The sequence below is a fragment of the Devosia sp. genome (assembly GCF_014860165.1).
In the GTDB taxonomy this organism is placed as follows: domain Bacteria; phylum Pseudomonadota; class Alphaproteobacteria; order Rhizobiales; family Devosiaceae; genus Devosia.
Genome location: NZ_JACZKG010000017.1, coordinates 75,716 through 92,158, shown reverse-complemented (window position 1 = coordinate 92,158; position 16,443 = coordinate 75,716). Strand labels below are relative to the sequence as shown.

Below are 16,443 nucleotides of genomic sequence, written 5' to 3'. Positions count from 1 at the left end.
CGAGCGGACATTGCCGCCCGGCCCGGAAGCGTCGCGGTTACACGGCATGAAGCGGCTTTCGCCCCGACGGCTTGCGCCGCCTGTTTGATTATTGAAGAGGCGAAAGCCGCTTCACACGACTGGGGTTTTGGGCAGGTTCGGTCCAGGTACGCTGTGTCGCAAGCGCAGCTGCCGGGTTTCCCCTGCCTGGACCAGGCGACCCCGATCCACCCATCTCCCCGCCCGGTACTTCGTCGGCACCGCGTGAGCGGCGGGAATGGATGGAGGATAAGGGAGGTTTTGGAGGCGGGGATAAGTATTTGCAAAGTGCGATGGGGGAGCGACGAGATAGTGGCGGGTTGCTACCCCATCCCGGACGATCATGGGATACCGTGATGGACCTAAAAGCGGCCACTTGCAGGTGCTGCTGCCTGTGGACATAGGTGTCGCAGGAAACAAACGCGGAGGCGTCGCTTCAATCGGGAGTTTTGTGAAAGTCTCATCTGACGAAGGGAGGCCCCTGAAGCCTATCTTTGCTTGCCGGTTATATTCTTCCTTACGGCGCTCCGCTGTCCCGCGACCTCCAGGAGCCGCTTGAAGGTGGGGCACTCTATATGCGATGGCGCAGGGCACTCGGCGACGTGCCGGAGCGTGTCGCGCAGTGCCGTTAATTCGCGGATTTGCCGGTCCATCTCGTTGGCCTTCTGATGAAGCCCGGCGCGGGGCAAGTCCGGAGTACCGTTCCTCCCAAACATCCCGGCGATCTCTTCAAGGGAGAACCCCGCCAACTTGCCCATCGCGATCAGTTTGAGCTGCAACAGAACTTCGGGCGGAAACTGTCTGCGCAGACCGTGCCGTGAAACTGAGGAAATCAGCCCCGCTTCCTCGTAGTAGCGCAATGCCGAAGGCCTGAATCCGCTCTGTGCCGATACCTCTCCGATATCCAGAAATTTCATGCTTGACCTCAAGTCGGCTTGAAGTGGCAGCCTGCTCTGGAACCGATATTCAGGCAAGAGGAACAGGCGATGGAACACGCTGAAACGCGCACAAAAGACAGAAAACAATCGGGGATTACGATCACGCTGGCTCTGGCTATGTTGCTTGCCTCGCTCGGCACCAGCATCGCCAATATCGCACTGCCGGCGCTGGCCGAGGCGTTTTCGGCGCCTTTTGCCGAGGTACAGGCAGTCGTCGTCTCCTATCTTGCGGCCTTGACGGTGGCGGTCGTCATCGCCGGTCGGCTCGGCGACAATCATGGTACAAAGCCCATGTTGCTCGCAGGCCTTGGTCTTTTTTTCGTTGGCTCGCTCGTTTGCGGCCTCGCGCAGAACCTGTGGTCGCTGATCTGTGCGCGCGCACTTCAGGGCATCGGAGCGGCCTTCCTCATGACGCTTTCCATGGCGCTGATGCGTCAGACGGCGGGCGAGGCGAGCGTGGGGAGAGCCATGGGCCTGCTCGGCACGGTCTCGGCGCTGGGCACGGCGCTCGGCCCTACGCTTGGGGGGGTACTAGTCCCGGCAACGGGATGGCGTGGCATCTTCTGGGTGCAACTCCCGCTGGCGGCCATCGCGTTCTTTCTGGCGTTCGCCATGCTGCCGAACGACGCCGGCAAGGGGAAGACATCATCGGCAAGTCTGCGGTCCGTCCTAAACCTGGCCCTTCTACCCAATCTTCTCGTCAACCTGCTAGTCGCTACTGTCATGATGACGACGCTCGTGGTTGGCCCGTTTTATCTCGGCCTCGGGCTTGGCCTGAAGGAAACGCTGGTGGGGTTCCTCATGGCGATTGGTCCGGTGATCTCCATCTTCAGCGGCATCCCCTCCGGGCGACTGGTTGATGCCTGGGGAAGCAACCGGGTGCTGGCGATTGGGCTCGCCCTCATGGCGGCCGGTGCCTTCCTTCTGGCGTTCCTGCCAAACACGATCGGAGTGGTCGGCTATGTGCTCTCCATCATCGTTCTGACTCCGGGCTACCAGCTGTTCCAGGCCGCCAACAACACCGCCGCGCTGGCAGATGTCCCAACGGACCGGCGCGGCACGGTCTCTGGGCTACTCGGCCTGTCGCGAAACATTGGGTTGATCGGGGGCGCGTCCGTCATGGGGGCAGTCTTCGCCTTGGGCGTCGGGACGCAAGATATCGCCCATGCCGCGCCTGCGGCGATCGCCATCGGCATGCAACTCACCTTCCTGCTCGCCGGTGCAATGATAACTGTCGCGATCGGCACCAATGTTATCGCAAGGCGGTCGGAACGAGCATCACTGTTGGCGACAGCGGATCAGCCGACGCAAGAATCCTGAGCTTCGCGACAAAACCGCTGGCGCTGACTTCTCAAGGAATTTTGGCGCAAAACTCGGTCGCAACAGCAGTCCATTTTGGGGGGCTTCTGCGACAACTTCTGTCGGCTTTCCGGCTCGTCTGCCCAAAAGCCGACAGGCCGCAATCCCCCATAACTGCCCCAAACAAAAAGGCCGCCGGGTCACCCCGACGGCCTTGTCACTTCCATTCCCCGACCGGCTTACGCCGAGCGGTTCTTGTTGTACAAATCGAAGAACACGGCTGCCAGCAGCACCACGCCCTTGATCATCTGCTGCCAATCGATATTGACGCCCATGATCGACATGCCGTTGTTCATCACGCCCATGATGAAGGCGCCGATGACCGCGCCGGCCACCTGGCCGACACCGCCCAGCGCCGAGGCGCCGCCGATGAACACGGCCGCGATCACGTCGAGCTCGAGGCCCTGGCCGGCCTTGGGCGTCGCCGAGTTGAGGCGGGCCGCATAGATCATGCCGGCGAGAGCTGCCAGCGCACCCATGATGGCGAACACGTAGAAGGTCAGCCGTTCGGTCTTGATGCCGGACAGCGCCGCCGCCTTGAGATTGCCGCCCAGTGCATAGATGCGGCGGCCAAAGGTCATGCGCTTGGTGATGAACACGAAGAGCGCGATCAGCAGGCCCATCACGACCAGCACGTTCGGCAGGCCACGATAGGAGGCCAGCATATACGCGAAGAACAGCACCAGCGCCGCAATCACCAGGTTCTTGACGATGAACAAGCCAAACGGCTCGCTCTCATAGCCCCGCGCCAGGCGACGGGACCGGCCGCGGATGGCAAAGAACACCATGGCGACGATAGCCACGATGGCGATGACCATGGTCGTGGTGTGGAGCACGACAGGCTGCACGCCCTCGCTGGCAGCCACCAGCGTGGTCGGCCCGATGATATCGGGGATGAAACCGGCCGACAGCAGCTGGAATTCGGCCGGGAACGGACCGACCGACTTGCCGGCGAGGATGGCCAGCGAAAGGCCCTTGAAGATCAGCATGCCGGCCAGCGTCACGATGAAGCTGGGAATCTTGTGATAGGCGATCAGATAGCCCTGCAACGCGCCGATAGCCGCCCCCACGACCAGGCAGATCGCACCGGCCACGAACGGATTGGCAAGGAATGCCAGTTCGGGCGGGAACCGCCAGCCGACCATCAGCATGGCCGCCAGGGCGCCCACAAAGCCCGAAATCGAGCCGACGCTGAGGTCGATATGGCCCGCCACAATCACCAGCAACATGCCCAGCGCCATCACGATGATGTAGCTGTTCTGCAGGATGATGTTGGTCAGGTTCACCGGCTTGAACAGCACGCCGGCGGTAAAATACTGGAAGAACAGCATGATCAGGATCAGCGCCAGCAGCAGGCCGTAATCGCGCAGATTGGCCTGGAGCGCGCCCCATACCGTCAGTTCCTGGACCTTGGCCTGTTCGCCGGTCGCTGTGATGCCCGGCTGGGCGGTTTCGGTGGTCATGATGCCTTCCCTTCAGCGCGTACGATCGAGCGCATGATCTTTTCCTGGCTGGCTTCGCTGGTCGGCATTTCGCCAACGATGCGGCCTTCGTTCATTACATAGACGCGGTCGGTGATGCCAAGCAGCTCCGGCATCTCCGAGGAGATGACCAGGATCGCTTTGCCCTGCGCCGCCAGATTGTTGATGATGGTGTAGATTTCATACTTGGCGCCGACATCGATGCCGCGCGTCGGCTCGTCCAGGATCAGCACTTCCGGATTGGCGAACAGCCACTTGCTGAGCACCACCTTCTGCTGATTGCCGCCCGAGAGATTGCCGGTGACCTGATAGACGCTCGACGAGCGGATATTGGTCTTCTTGCGATACTCGTTGGCGACGTCCATCTCGGCCATGTCGTCGATCACGCCGACCCGCGAAATGCCGGTCAGGTTGGCGATCGTGGTATTGTGCTTGATGTGGTCGATCAGGTTGAGGCCATAGGTCTTGCGGTCCTCGGTGGCATAGGCGATGCCGTGCGCCACGGCCTTCTCGACCGTGGACGTGTCGATCTTCTTGCCATGCAGATACACTTCGCCGGAGATGCGCTGGCCGTAGGATTTGCCGAACAGGCTCATCGCGAATTCGGTGCGGCCCGAGCCCATCAGCCCGGCAATGCCGACGACTTCGCCCTTGCGGATATTGATGCCGATATTCTTGATCACCTGCCGCTCGCGATGCAGCTGGTGATAGACCGACCAGTCCTTGACCTCGAACACCACGTCGCCAATCTGGGGCACGCGAGCCGGATAGCGGTCTTCCAGCGAGCGGCCCACCATCAGCGTGATGATGCGGTCTTCGGTGATATCTTCCTTGTTGAGCGTCTCGATGCTGCGCCCGTCGCGGATCACGGTGATCCGGTCGGCGACCTTGCTCACTTCGTTGAGCTTGTGGCTGATCAGGATCGAGGTAATGCCCTGCTTGCGGAATTCCATCAGCAGGTCGAGCAGCGCCGCGCTGTCCTTTTCGGACAGCGATGCGGTCGGCTCATCCAGGATGAGGAGCTTGACTTCCTTGCTGAGCGCCTTGGCGATTTCCACCAGCTGCTGCTTGCCCACGCCGATATTGGTCACCAGCGTATTGGGATCTTCGTTGAGCCCGACCATGCCCAGCAGCTTGCCCGCGCCGTCGCGGGTCTCGTCCCAGTCGATCACGCCGGCCCTGGCCTGCTCGTTGCCCAGGAAGATATTCTCGGCGATCGACAGCAGCGGCACCAGCGCCAGCTCCTGGTGGATGATGACAATGCCCTTGTGCTCGCTGTCGCGGATCGACTTGAAATGCTGCTCTTCGCCCTTGTAGATGATCTGGCCGTCATAGCTGCCGGAGGGATATACCCCGCTTAGCACCTTCATCAGCGTGGATTTGCCGGCGCCGTTCTCGCCCACGATGGCGTGGATCTCTGCCTCCCGGACGTCCAGGTTCACATCCGACAGCGCCTTCACGCCAGGGAAGGTCTTGGTGATGCTGCGCATCTCCAGAATGGTCTTGGTCATTGAGTGCTTTCTCGTATGCACGCCGGGCGTCGCATTCTAGCGCCTAGGCCCGGTGACAGGAAAGGGCCCCGCGTTGCCGCGGAGCCCCATTGGCTTAAAGCCGACGCTTACTGCAGGTCTTCCGGCTTGATGTAGCCCGAGTCAACGACCAGAGCCTGGTAGTTGGCCAGGTCGACGTCATGCGGGGTCAGCAGGATCGACGGCACAACCTTGACACCATTGTCATAGGTGGTGGTGTCGAGGCCTTCTGGCATTGCGCCGGAAACGACGGTGTCAACCAGGTCCGCGGTGACCTTGGCCAGTTCGCGGGTGTCCTTGTAGACGGTCGAGTACTGCTCGCCGGCAATGATTGCCTTGACGGACGGAGCTTCCGCATCCTGGCCGGTGATCACGGGCCAGGGCAGATCGGCCGAACCATAGCCAACGCCGCGGAGCGACGAGATGATGCCGCGCGACAGGCCGTCATAGGGAGCCAGAACGCCCTGGACGGTGGAGCCGTCCGAGTAGTTGGCCGACAGGATGTTGTCCATGCGAGCCTGGGCAACGGCGCCGTCCCAACGCAGGGTACCGACGGTTTCCATGCCCTGCTGGCCGGACTTCACCACGATATCGCCGGCATCGATCATCGGCTGCAGGACGGACATGGCGCCATCATAGAAGAAGAAGGCGTTGTTGTCGTCCGGCGAACCGCCGAACAGTTCCACGTTCCACGGCTTGCCGTCGGGGAAGCGTTCGTTGAGGCCCTTCACGAGCGAGTTGGCCTGCAGCACACCCACCTGGAAGTTGTCGAAGGTGGTGTAGTAGTCGACATTGCCCGATTCACGGATCAGGCGGTCATAGGCGACAACCTTGATGCCGGCATCGGCGGCCTGCTGCAGCACGGCGCTGAGCGTGGTGCCGTCGATCGAAGCAACCACCAGGGCCTTGACGCCCTTGGTGACCATGTTTTCGATCTGGGCGAGCTGGTTCGGGATGTCGTCTTCCGCGAACTGCAGGTCGACGGTGTAGCCCTTGGCTTCGAGAGCTGCCTTGAGCTCGTTGCCATCAGAGATCCAGCGCAGCGAGGACTGCGTCGGCATGGCGATGCCGATCTGGCCCTTGTCCTGTGCGAAGACCGCGGTAGCGGAGGTCAGCGCCATGGCGCCGACTGCCAGCACGGTGGCAAGCGTCTTGATAATCTTCACGTCTCGACTCCCTTTTGTATTTCGAGTTCAGAAGCTTTTTGGATGGTCGTCAGGGGAGAGGCCATGGACGATGCATGCGTCACATCGAGATGGGAATCGCGAGCGACCGAAAAACCGAGCCGACACCCGTGGGCGTGCTGCCAGTAGATCGTGCATGAAGGTCCTCCTGCGTGGCGGCGGTTACCGCCCGGGCCCTCCCAAGCCCACGGGCCGGAAACTAGGATAATCAGATACCAGTGTAAAGGCGGATTCCCGCACGCTCCGAATTTTTTCGATAGTTGAATATTAACGGTAACCCATGTTTTGCGGTGATTGCGGCGCACCAATCCCGCCGTTATGATGCAGTCGCCTGTTTAGGTACGTGCCCAAAAAGACCGAAAAGCGTCGCCGGCACGACAAAGGTATCAGATACCTTGGAGGACTTGTGACGACATCCGATGAGCGTTTTCGCCCGGATCACCCCACCGCTGCCCAGGCCGTGGCAGATGCGTTGGCGCATCTGATCCTGAGCGAACTGTCCCCCGGCTCCACCCTGCCCAGCGAGGCGGATCTGGCTGCCCGCTATGATGTCAGCCGGCTCACCATCCGCGAGGCGGTCAAGCTGCTCGAGGGGCGCGGCCTCCTGGCCATTGCGCGCGGCCGCAAGGCCGTGGTGCGCGAACCCGATGGCGCCGCCTTCGCCGATTTTCTCACCTCGCTCATCCGATATGATTCCAAGGGCCTGTTCGACCTCATCGAGGTGCGCCTCTCCCTGGAAGTGCAGTCGGCCACCCTGGCGGCCAAGCGCGCCACGCGTGCCGGCATTGCCGCCATCGAAAGCGAGCTGCAGGGCATGCGCGACACGGTCGGCATCCGCGGCCAGGCCATGACCCACGAGCAGGAGATGGGCTTTCACACCCACGATGTCGGCTTCCACGAGGCGGTGGCCTTGGCCAGCGGCAACCGCGTCCTGGGCTTCCTGTTCGAGGCCATGGCCCAGCCCCTGCGCGAGGGCTTCTTCATCAGCCGCCGCGGCCACGAGCAGCGCGGCCACACCCTGCACGACACCATCGAAGCGCATCAGCGCATCGTCGACTGCATCAAGGCCGGCAATGGCCGTGCCGCAGCCGAGGCGATGCGCGTCCACCTCAAGGACACCGAGCGCGACATCCGCGTTGCCCTGAGCCAGCTCGCCAGGAATCCGCCCCCACAGGTTTGAGTCTCGGGGGGCTCATCCCGCCTGCCTCGGAGAAACGCCTTGCGACCCGGCCGTGCATGGCAGAATAATCCGCGCAATTCGCGGGACGGACCATGGCGCAGAGAATTGACAGCTCGATGAACAGGTTGGACGACGCGGCCCGCGCCGGCTGGCTCTACTATGTCGCCGGCAATACCCAGGAAGAAATCGCCACCAAGCTTGGCATTTCGCGCCAGTCGGCGCAGCGCCTGGTCTCGCTTTCGGTCAGCGAGGGCCTCATCAAGGTCCGACTCGATCACCCCATTGGCCGCTGCATGGACCTTGCGGCCCGGCTGCGCACCCGCTTCGGTCTGGACCTCATCGAGGTCGTGCCCTCCGATCCATCCAGCGAATCGACCACTATTGGCGTCGCCGAGGCCGCCGCAGCGGAGATTGAACGCTGGCTCAAGCGGGCTGATCCCATCGTCATGGCCATCGGTACGGGGCGCACGCTCAAGGCAGCCGTGGAACAGCTCACGCCCATGGCCTGCCCGCATCACAAGGTCGTGTCGCTGACCGGCAATATCGCTCCCGATGGCTCCGCCGCCTACTACAACGTCATCTTCAACATGGCCGATACGGTCAAGGCCCGCAGCTTCCCCATGCCGCTGCCGGTCATCGCCTCCTCGGCGCGCGAACGTGAGTTGCTCCATGCCCAGCCCATGATCCGGGAAACCCTGGCGCTCACCGCGCAGGCGGACGTGACCTTCGTCGGCGTCGGCGATATCGGCCCCGAAGCGCCGCTCTATCTCGACGGCTTCATCAGCGACGCCGAACTCAAGGCCCTGCAGAAAGCCGGCGCCGTCGGCGAAATCTGCGGCTGGAGCTTCGATGCCGACGGAAAGATGATCGAGGGCCTGACCAATGACCGGGTGGCGTCGGCGCCGATTCCCTCGCGGGAAACCTCGCTGGTTGTAGCAATTGCCATGGGCAAGAAGAAATTGCCCGGCATCCGGGCCATCCTCAGCCGTCGCATCGTCAACGGGCTCATTACCGACGAGCGCACCGCTGAAGGCCTGCTGCAGAATCCGTAATCATCTGAATTGATTACATAAATACCGCACCGAAATCGATTTCCGTGAAACATACGCCCGGCGACGGGCGCATAGCACGCTTGACTCTGCCGCATGAGTTGTGAGTATTTGCCCATTGCCGGAACAAATGCCCGTTTCGGTTACTGGGAGGAATATATGAAACTGACACCCATTCTCGTGGGCGCGTTTACCCTTGCGCTGGCGGCATCCGCCTCGGCGCAGACGCTCACCATCGCCACCGTCAACAATGGCGACATGATCCGCATGCAGGGCCTGTCCTCGGCCTTCACCGAAGAAACCGGCATCGAACTCAACTGGGTGGTGCTGGAAGAAAACACGCTGCGCCAGAACGTCACCACCGACATTGCCACCAATGGTGGCCAGTATGACGTGATGACGATCGGCACCTACGAAGCGCCGATCTGGGCCAAGCAGGGCTGGCTGAAGCCGCTCGATGGCCTGGCTGCCGATGCCGAATACGACGTGGACGACCTGCTGCCGCCCATCCGTGACGGCCTGTCCTATGAAGGCAAGCTCTATGCCGCCCCCTTCTATGGCGAGAGCTCCTTCATCATGTACCGCACGGACCTGATGGAAAAAGCCGGCCTCACCATGCCGGAAGCCCCGACCTGGGAATTCATCGGCGAGGCCGCCCGCGCCATGACCGATCGCGACGCTGACATCAACGGCATCTGCCTGCGCGGCAAGGCCGGCTGGGGTGAGAACATGGCCTTCCTGACCGCCATGTCCAACTCCTTCGGTGCCCGCTGGTTCGATGAGAACTGGCAGCCCCAGTTCAATACGCCCGAATGGAAGTCGACCCTCGACACCTACCTGTCGCTGATGGCCGATGCCGGTCCGACCGGTGCCTCGTCCAACGGCTTCAACGAAAACCTGACGCTGTTCCAGCAGGGCAAGTGCGGCATGTGGATCGACGCCACGGTGGCGGCATCCTTCGTGACCAACCCTGCCGACTCCACCGTGGCCGACAAGGTCGGCTTTGCCCTGGCGCCCGATACCGGCCTCGGCAAGCGTGGCAATTGGCTCTGGGCCTGGTCGCTGGCCATCCCGAACTCCTCGCAGAATGCCGAGGCTGCCGAGCAGTTCATCAACTGGGCGACCAGCAAGGACTATCTGGCTCTCGTTGCCGAGAAGGAAGGCTGGGCCAATGTTCCCCCCGGCACCCGTATCTCGCTCTACGAGAATCCGGACTACCAGGCTGCCGCGCCCTTCGCCGAAATGACCATGGGCTCGATCTATGCTGCCGATCCGTCCCAGCCGTCAGTCAAGCCGGTTCCCTATGTCGGCGTGCAGTTCGTGGCTATCCCGGAATTTGCCGGTATCGCCACCAATGTCGGCCAGCTCTTCTCGGCGGCGCTTGCCGGCCAGATGTCGGCTGACGACGCCCTGGCCCAGGCCCAGGACGCCACCCTGCGCGACATGACCCGCGCCGGCTACATCAAGTAGTCTCCCCCCGACGACGACCCCGCCCGGTCAAAGGTCCCCTCTGGCGACCGGGCGGTTCTCTCGTGCAGCGGACGGGATGCGCCAGTACCCCGTCTGGTCTTCCCTCGGCAGCCATGCTGCCTTCCACGACGTGGGGGCACCGAGAGAAGCAACGTCGCAAAAAGCCCGGAGTCACGATGGCCACCGCACAAACCCGCACCCTCGCCCGCATCATGATGGCGCCATCAGTGATCGTGCTGCTGATCTGGATGATCGTGCCGCTGGCCATGACGCTCTGGTTCAGCTTCCAGAACTACAGCCTGATCAACCCGATGATGACCGGCTTTGCCGGCTGGGGAAACTACCTCTACGTCATCGGCGATCCCAGCTTCACCCAGTCGCTGGTCAACACGCTGATCCTGGTCGGCGGCGTGCTGCTCATCACCGTCATCGGCGGCACCTTCCTGGCGCTGCTGCTCGATCAGCCCATCTGGGGCCAGGGGATCCTCCGCATCATCGTCATCTCGCCTTTCTTCGTCATGCCGCCCGTGGCGGCGCTGATCTGGAAAAACGGCTTCATGCATCCCGGCTATGGCATGCTGGGGCATCTGTGGAAATTCTTCGGCCTCGAGCCGGTCGACTGGTTCAACCAGTATCCGCTCTTCTCGGTCATCGTCATCGTCGCCTGGCAGTGGCTGCCTTTTGCGACCCTGATCCTGCTGACCGCCTTGCAGTCGCTCTCCGAAGAGCAGCGCGAGGCGGCCGAGATGGACGGCGCCAATGCCATCAACCGCTTCTACTATATCATCCTGCCGCACATGGCCCGCTCGATCACCATCGTGATCCTGATCCAAACCATCTTCCTCCTCGGCATCTTCGCGGAAATCCGCGTCACGACAGGCGGCGGCCCCGGCTATGCCTCGACCAATATCGCCTTCCTCGTCTTCCGCACCGGCATCCTCAGCAATGACATCGGCGCCGGCTCCGCCGGTGGCGTCGTTGCCGTCGTCATCGCCAACATCGTCGCATTCTTCCTGATGCGCGCTGTCGGCAAGAACCTAGACGCGTAGGGAGCGGACCAAATGGCACGCAACGTTTCCACTGGTACCAAAGTCGGCTTCACCATCGCCGCCTGGGCCGTCGCTCTCATCCTCTTCTCGCCCATCCTCTGGGTGCTGCTGACCGCCTTCAAGACCGAGGCCGAGGCCATCTCCAACACGCCCACCTTCTTCCCGCAGAACTTCACGCTGGAAAACTTCTCCGCCGTGCAGGATCGGTCGGACTATTTCAAGCACGCCATCAATTCGATCCTGGTCTCGGTCGGCTCCACCCTGCTCGGGCTGATCATCGGCATCCCGGCCGCCTGGTCCATGGCTTTCGCGCCATCCAAGAAGACCAAGGACATCCTGATGTGGATGCTCTCCACCAAGATGATGCCCGCCGTCGGCGTGCTGATCCCGATCTACCTGATCTTCCGCGACCTGCGCCTGCTCGACACCGTGCATGGCCTGACGCTGATCATGACGCTGATCAACCTGCCGATCATCATCTGGATGCTCTACACCTACTTCAAGGAAATCCCGGTCGACATCCTCGAAGCCGCTCGCATGGACGGTGCCGAACTGTGGAACGAGATCGTCCACGTCCTCGTCCCCATGGCCGTTCCCGGCATCGCCTCGACCCTTTTGCTCAATGTCATCCTCGCCTGGAACGAAGCCTTCTGGACCATCACCCTGACCTCGGGCCGCGCCGGCACGCTGACCGCCTTCATCTCGTCATTCTCGAGTCCGCAGGGCCTGTTCCTGGCCAAACTCTCGGCCGCCTCCCTGCTCGCCATCGCGCCGATCCTGCTCATGGGCTGGTTCAGTCAGAAACAACTCGTCCGCGGCCTCACCTTCGGCGCTGTAAAGTAAGGACTATCGAAAAATGGGCTCCATCACCCTCTCCCACGTCAAGAAGTCCTTCGGCGAAGTCCAGATCATTCCGGATATCAGCCTCGATATCAAAGACGGTGAGTTCGTCGTCTTCGTCGGACCCTCCGGCTGCGGCAAGTCAACCTTGCTGCGCCTCATCGCCGGCCTCGAAGACACCACCTCGGGCCAGATCCTGCTCGATGGCGAAGACATGACCAAGGCCCCGCCGGCTCGTCGCGGCCTCGCCATGGTGTTCCAGTCCTATGCGCTCTATCCGCATATGACCGTGCGCGACAACATCGCCTTCCCCCTCAAGATGGCCAAGGCGCCCAAGGAGGTGATCGACCAGAAGGTCGAATACGCCGCCCGCACGCTGAACCTCAGCTCCTATCTCGATCGCCGCCCGCGCGCCCTCTCCGGCGGCCAGCGCCAGCGCGTCGCCATCGGCCGCGCCATCGTGCGCGAGCCCAAGGCCTTCCTGTTCGACGAACCCTTGTCCAACCTCGACGCCGCCCTGCGCGTCAACATGCGCCTTGAAATCACCGAACTGCACCAGCAGCTCAAGACCACCATGATCTACGTCACCCACGATCAGGTCGAGGCCATGACCATGGCCGACCGCATCGTGGTGCTCAATGCCGGCAATGTCGAGCAGTTCGGCTCGCCGCTCGATCTCTACAAGAAGCCCGCCAATCGCTTCGTCGCCGGCTTCATCGGCAGCCCCCGGATGAACTTCGTCGACGGCCCGGAGGCCGCCAAATACGATGCCCACGCCATCGGCGTCCGCCCTGAACACTTCAAGCTCGCCACCGCACCGACACCGGGCACCTGGAAAGGCAAGGTCGGCGTCGCCGAGCAGCTCGGCTCAGACACTTTCCTCCACGTCCATGTCGATGGCCTCGGTCTCATGACCATCCGCACCGACGGCGACCAGACCTTCAGCCACGGCGACGATGTATATCTGACGCCGGACCCGACCCGCATCTACCGCTTCGACGCTGCGGGCAAGGCTCTCTAAGGAATACCCCATGACCACCAAGCTCTCGGCCCAGGCTCTCCCCGCCATATCGACGGCGTCCATCCCCGCCTATGACCGAAGCGACCTCACGCCTGGCATCGTGCATTTCGGCGTCGGCAATTTTCACCGCGCCCATCAGGCCGTCTATCTCGACGATCTGTTCGCCACGGGCGCCGACCACGATTGGGCGCTGGTCGGTGCCGGCGTCCGCACGACCGACGAGGCCATGCGGCAAAAGCTGATGGCGCAGGATTGGTTGACGACCGTCGTCGAGCAGGAAGCCGATGCCAGCAGCGCCCGCATCACCGGCGCCATGATCGACTATATCCGCCCCGGCGACAGCGCCGCCGTCATCGCCCGCCTCGCCGATCCCGCCATCCGCATCGTCTCGCTGACCATTACCGAGGGCGGCTACTATATCGACCCGGCCAGCCAGAAGTTTGATCCCAACCACCCCGATATCGCCTTCGACGCCGCCAACATGGCCGACCCCAAGACCGCCTTCGGCCTCATCCTCGCCGGCCTCATGCGCCGCCGCGCCGCCGGTATTGTGCCTTTCACCGTCATGAGCTGCGACAACATTCCCGGCAATGGCCACGTCACCGAAAATGCGGTGGTCGGTCTCGCCCATCTGGTCGATCCGGCGCTGGCCGAGTGGGTCAGTCACAACGTCGCCTTCCCCAATGGCATGGTCGACCGGATCACCCCCGCCACCTCCCCGCGCGAGGTCGCCCTCCTCGCCGAAGACTTCGGTATCGAGGACAACTGGCCCGTCTTCTGCGAGAGTTTTCGGCAGTGGGTACTCGAGGACAACTTTCCCGCCGGCCGCCCGGCGCTGGAAAAGGTCGGCGTCCAGTTCGTCGAGGACGTCGCCCCCTACGAGCACATGAAGATCCGCATCCTCAATGGCGGCCACGCCACCATCGCCTATCCGGCGGGCCTGATGGACATCCATTTCGTCCACGAAGCCATGCAGCATCCCCTGGTCTCGGCCTTCCTCGCCAAGGTCGAGCGGGACGAAATTATTCCCGTGGTGCCGCCAGTGCCCGATACTGACCTCAACGACTATTTCGCGCTCTGCGAACGGCGATTTGCCAATCCCAAAATCGGCGACACCATCAGGCGGCTGGCCCTCGACGGTTCCAACCGGCAGCCGAAATTCATCATTCCGTCGGCTCTGGACCGCGTTCAACGTCAACAGTCCGTTAGCGGATTGTCACTCGTGAGTGCCCTCTGGTGCCGCTATTGCTACGGCGAAACCGACTCCGGCGCCGTCATCGAACCCAACGACCCAAGCTGGGACCGCCTGACCGCCCAGGCCCATCTGGCCAAGGCCGATCCCAAAGCCTGGCTCGCCATGATCGACATCTACGGCGACCTCGCAAGCCACCCAACCTTCACCGCCGCCTTCACCCACGCGCTCACCACGCTCTGGGACATCGGCACCAAGGCGACGCTGGAACGCTACCTGGCAGATCAGCTCTAGCTAGCGACCCCCTAGCGCTCATAGTCTGCGCCTCCCTCCCCTCACGAGGGGAGGGAAGGCCACCTGCAGACATTGCGCCGGGCCTCCCCCTAGCCCATGTCCCTCCCTTCGGCTACTTTCGCGCCCGAACCGAGAAGAAGGCGCTCGATCATTATGCAAGGCCTCCTGGTGGCTGTGGATGTGGGCACGGGGAGTGCCCGGGCGGGCGTGCTGACGGCGCAGGGCGCGCTGGTCGGGCGGGCCGAACATGCCATTGTCATGAACCGCACCGACGCCAATCACGCCGAGCATGACAGCGAGCAGATCTGGCACGCCGTCTGCGCCGCGGTCCGCGAGGCGATGGCCACCGCCGGGGCCGATCCATCCCACGTTGTCGGCCTCGGTTTCGACGCCACCTGCTCGCTCGTCGTGCGCGACGCCGCCGGCGGTCCAGTCACCGTTTCGACCAATGGCGAAGACAATTGGGACACCGTGGTCTGGCTCGACCATCGTGCGCTGGCCGAGGCCGAGGAATGCACCGCCACCGGCCACCTGGTCCTCGCCTATGCCGGCGGCGTCATGTCCCCGGAAATGGAAGTGCCCAAGCTGATGTGGCTCAAGCGCCATATGTCGCGAAGCTGGGAAAGAGCGGGCATGATGTTCGACCTGGCCGACTTCCTCTCCTGGAAGGCCACTGGCTCCCTCGCCCGCAGCCAGTCGACCCTCACCTGCAAGTGGACCTACCTCGCCCATACCGAGGCCGGCTGGCAGCCCGATTTCCTCGCCAGCGTCGGCCTTGCGGACCTGTTCGACAAGGCCGGCCTGCCGGCCCATGCGAGCCCCGTGGGCAGTGACCTTGGCCCGTTGACCGAACTTGCGGCTTCGCAACTTGGACTGACCACTGCCTGCCGCGTCGGCGCCGGCCTCATCGACGCCCATGCGGGGGCGCTGGGTGTGCTCGGGGCCTTCACCCATGATGTCGGCACCATCGACCGGCATCTGGCCCTCATCGCAGGCACCTCCAGTTGCGTCATGGCGCTCTCCGCCGAAGACCGGCCGACCTCAGGCGTCTGGGGTCCCTATTTCGGCGCCGTCCTGCCCGGCGTCTGGCTCAACGAAGGCGGCCAGTCCGCCACTGGGGCCCTGCTCGATCACATCATCCGCTGGCATGGCGCCGGCGGCGATCCGTCGCCGGAAATGCACCATCGCATCGCCCATCGCATCGCCGAACTGCGCCAACGCGAGGGCCTGGCACTCGCCGAGCGCCTGCATGTCCTTCCCGATTTCCACGGCAATCGCTCGCCACTGGGCGATCCCTTCGCCCTCGGCGTCATCTCGGGGCTGACGCTCGACAGCGATTTCGACTCGCTCTGCCGGCTCTACTGGCGCACCGCGGTTTCTATCGCCCTGGGTGTCCGCCACATCCTCGAAACCCTCAACACGCGCGGCTACGCCATCGACACCCTGCACGTCACCGGCGGGCACACCAAGAATGCCGTGCTGATGGAACTCTATGCCGACGCCACCGGCTGCACGGTGGTGGAATCTTCGGCCCGCGACGCGACCCTTCTGGGCATGGCCATGGTCGCCGCCACCGCCGCCGGCCTCTATCCCAGCCTCGACGCCGCCTGCATCGCCATGCAGCAGGGCGGCCGCGAACGCGCCCCCGACCCGGCCGCAAGACTGCATTTCGACAAGGACTACCGCATCTTCCTCGAAATGCTCCGCCAGCGTCAGACCATCGACGCGATGGTGTGAGGGGGCTCTCATCCTCCCACAACGTGATTGGATAACGAATGGGCAGACTAACCTCGCACCATTCGCCTAGCCCCGGCGGCCAATCCCCGTTAAGCTCTTCAT

At 63.0% G+C, this 16,443-nt stretch carries 13 protein-coding genes; 9 read left to right on the top strand and 4 right to left on the bottom strand.

The window, feature by feature from the left end:
• Positions 1-506: 506 nt before the first annotated feature.
• Positions 507-935 carry a helix-turn-helix domain-containing protein gene (locus tag IH615_RS04790; protein WP_291360251.1) on the bottom strand — a complete coding sequence of 143 codons (429 nt, stop codon included), beginning with the start codon at positions 933-935 and terminating at the stop codon, positions 507-509.
• 36 nt (positions 936-971) lie between these two features.
• Here IH615_RS04790 and IH615_RS04785 point away from each other — a divergent pair, with 36 nt between their 5' ends.
• Positions 972-2,276 (top strand): MFS transporter, encoded by a 1,305-nt coding sequence (locus IH615_RS04785; RefSeq protein WP_291360255.1) that lies wholly within the window; start codon positions 972-974, stop codon positions 2,274-2,276.
• A 218-nt stretch (positions 2,277-2,494) separates the two neighbouring features.
• Here the strand turns inward: IH615_RS04785 and mmsB are convergent, their stop codons facing one another.
• The 3 genes from mmsB to chvE all read right to left on the bottom strand — a co-directional run bounded on the left by mmsB (position 2,495) and on the right by chvE (position 6,491).
• The gene (mmsB, locus tag IH615_RS04780) at positions 2,495-3,778 is read right to left on the bottom strand and encodes a multiple monosaccharide ABC transporter permease (RefSeq protein WP_291360249.1); all 1,284 of its coding nucleotides are present in this window, start codon (positions 3,776-3,778) and stop codon (positions 2,495-2,497) included.
• Positions 3,775-5,307 carry a multiple monosaccharide ABC transporter ATP-binding protein gene (mmsA, locus tag IH615_RS04775; RefSeq protein WP_291360248.1) on the bottom strand — a complete coding sequence of 511 codons (1,533 nt, stop codon included), beginning with the start codon at positions 5,305-5,307 and terminating at the stop codon, positions 3,775-3,777. Before mmsA ends, mmsB begins: the two co-directional genes overlap by 4 nt.
• A gap of 107 nt (positions 5,308-5,414) precedes the next feature.
• Positions 5,415-6,491: a multiple monosaccharide ABC transporter substrate-binding protein gene (gene chvE / locus IH615_RS04770; protein WP_291360247.1), complete on the bottom strand. Its 1,077-nt coding sequence runs from the start codon at positions 6,489-6,491 to the stop codon at positions 5,415-5,417.
• Positions 6,492-6,915: 424 nt separating this feature from the next.
• On the opposite strand from chvE, the gene IH615_RS04765 reads away from it, so the two are divergent.
• From IH615_RS04765 to IH615_RS04730, 8 genes are all read left to right on the top strand, one after another.
• Entirely contained in the window at positions 6,916-7,689 is a 774-nt protein-coding gene (locus IH615_RS04765) for a FadR/GntR family transcriptional regulator (protein WP_291360244.1), read from the top strand.
• Between the two features lie 92 nt (positions 7,690-7,781).
• On the top strand, positions 7,782-8,741 hold the full coding sequence (locus IH615_RS04760; protein ID WP_291360242.1) for a sugar-binding transcriptional regulator: 960 nt from the start codon (positions 7,782-7,784) through the stop codon (positions 8,739-8,741).
• Positions 8,742-8,897: 156 nt separating this feature from the next.
• Positions 8,898-10,208 (top strand): sugar ABC transporter substrate-binding protein, encoded by a 1,311-nt coding sequence (locus IH615_RS04755; protein WP_291360241.1) that lies wholly within the window; start codon positions 8,898-8,900, stop codon positions 10,206-10,208.
• 176 nt (positions 10,209-10,384) lie between these two features.
• Positions 10,385-11,257 carry a sugar ABC transporter permease gene (locus tag IH615_RS04750; protein WP_291360239.1) on the top strand — a complete coding sequence of 291 codons (873 nt, stop codon included), beginning with the start codon at positions 10,385-10,387 and terminating at the stop codon, positions 11,255-11,257.
• A 12-nt stretch (positions 11,258-11,269) separates the two neighbouring features.
• Positions 11,270-12,100: a carbohydrate ABC transporter permease gene (locus IH615_RS04745; protein ID WP_291360237.1), complete on the top strand. Its 831-nt coding sequence runs from the start codon at positions 11,270-11,272 to the stop codon at positions 12,098-12,100.
• 13 nt (positions 12,101-12,113) lie between these two features.
• Positions 12,114-13,118: an ABC transporter ATP-binding protein gene (locus IH615_RS04740; protein ID WP_291360235.1), complete on the top strand. Its 1,005-nt coding sequence runs from the start codon at positions 12,114-12,116 to the stop codon at positions 13,116-13,118.
• Between the two features lie 10 nt (positions 13,119-13,128).
• Positions 13,129-14,604, top strand: a complete 1,476-nt coding sequence (locus tag IH615_RS04735; protein ID WP_291360234.1) for a mannitol dehydrogenase family protein — start codon at positions 13,129-13,131, stop codon at positions 14,602-14,604.
• 153 nt (positions 14,605-14,757) lie between these two features.
• Positions 14,758-16,341, top strand: a complete 1,584-nt coding sequence (locus IH615_RS04730) for an FGGY-family carbohydrate kinase (RefSeq protein WP_291360233.1) — start codon at positions 14,758-14,760, stop codon at positions 16,339-16,341.
• The last annotated feature ends 102 nt before the right edge of the window (positions 16,342-16,443 follow it).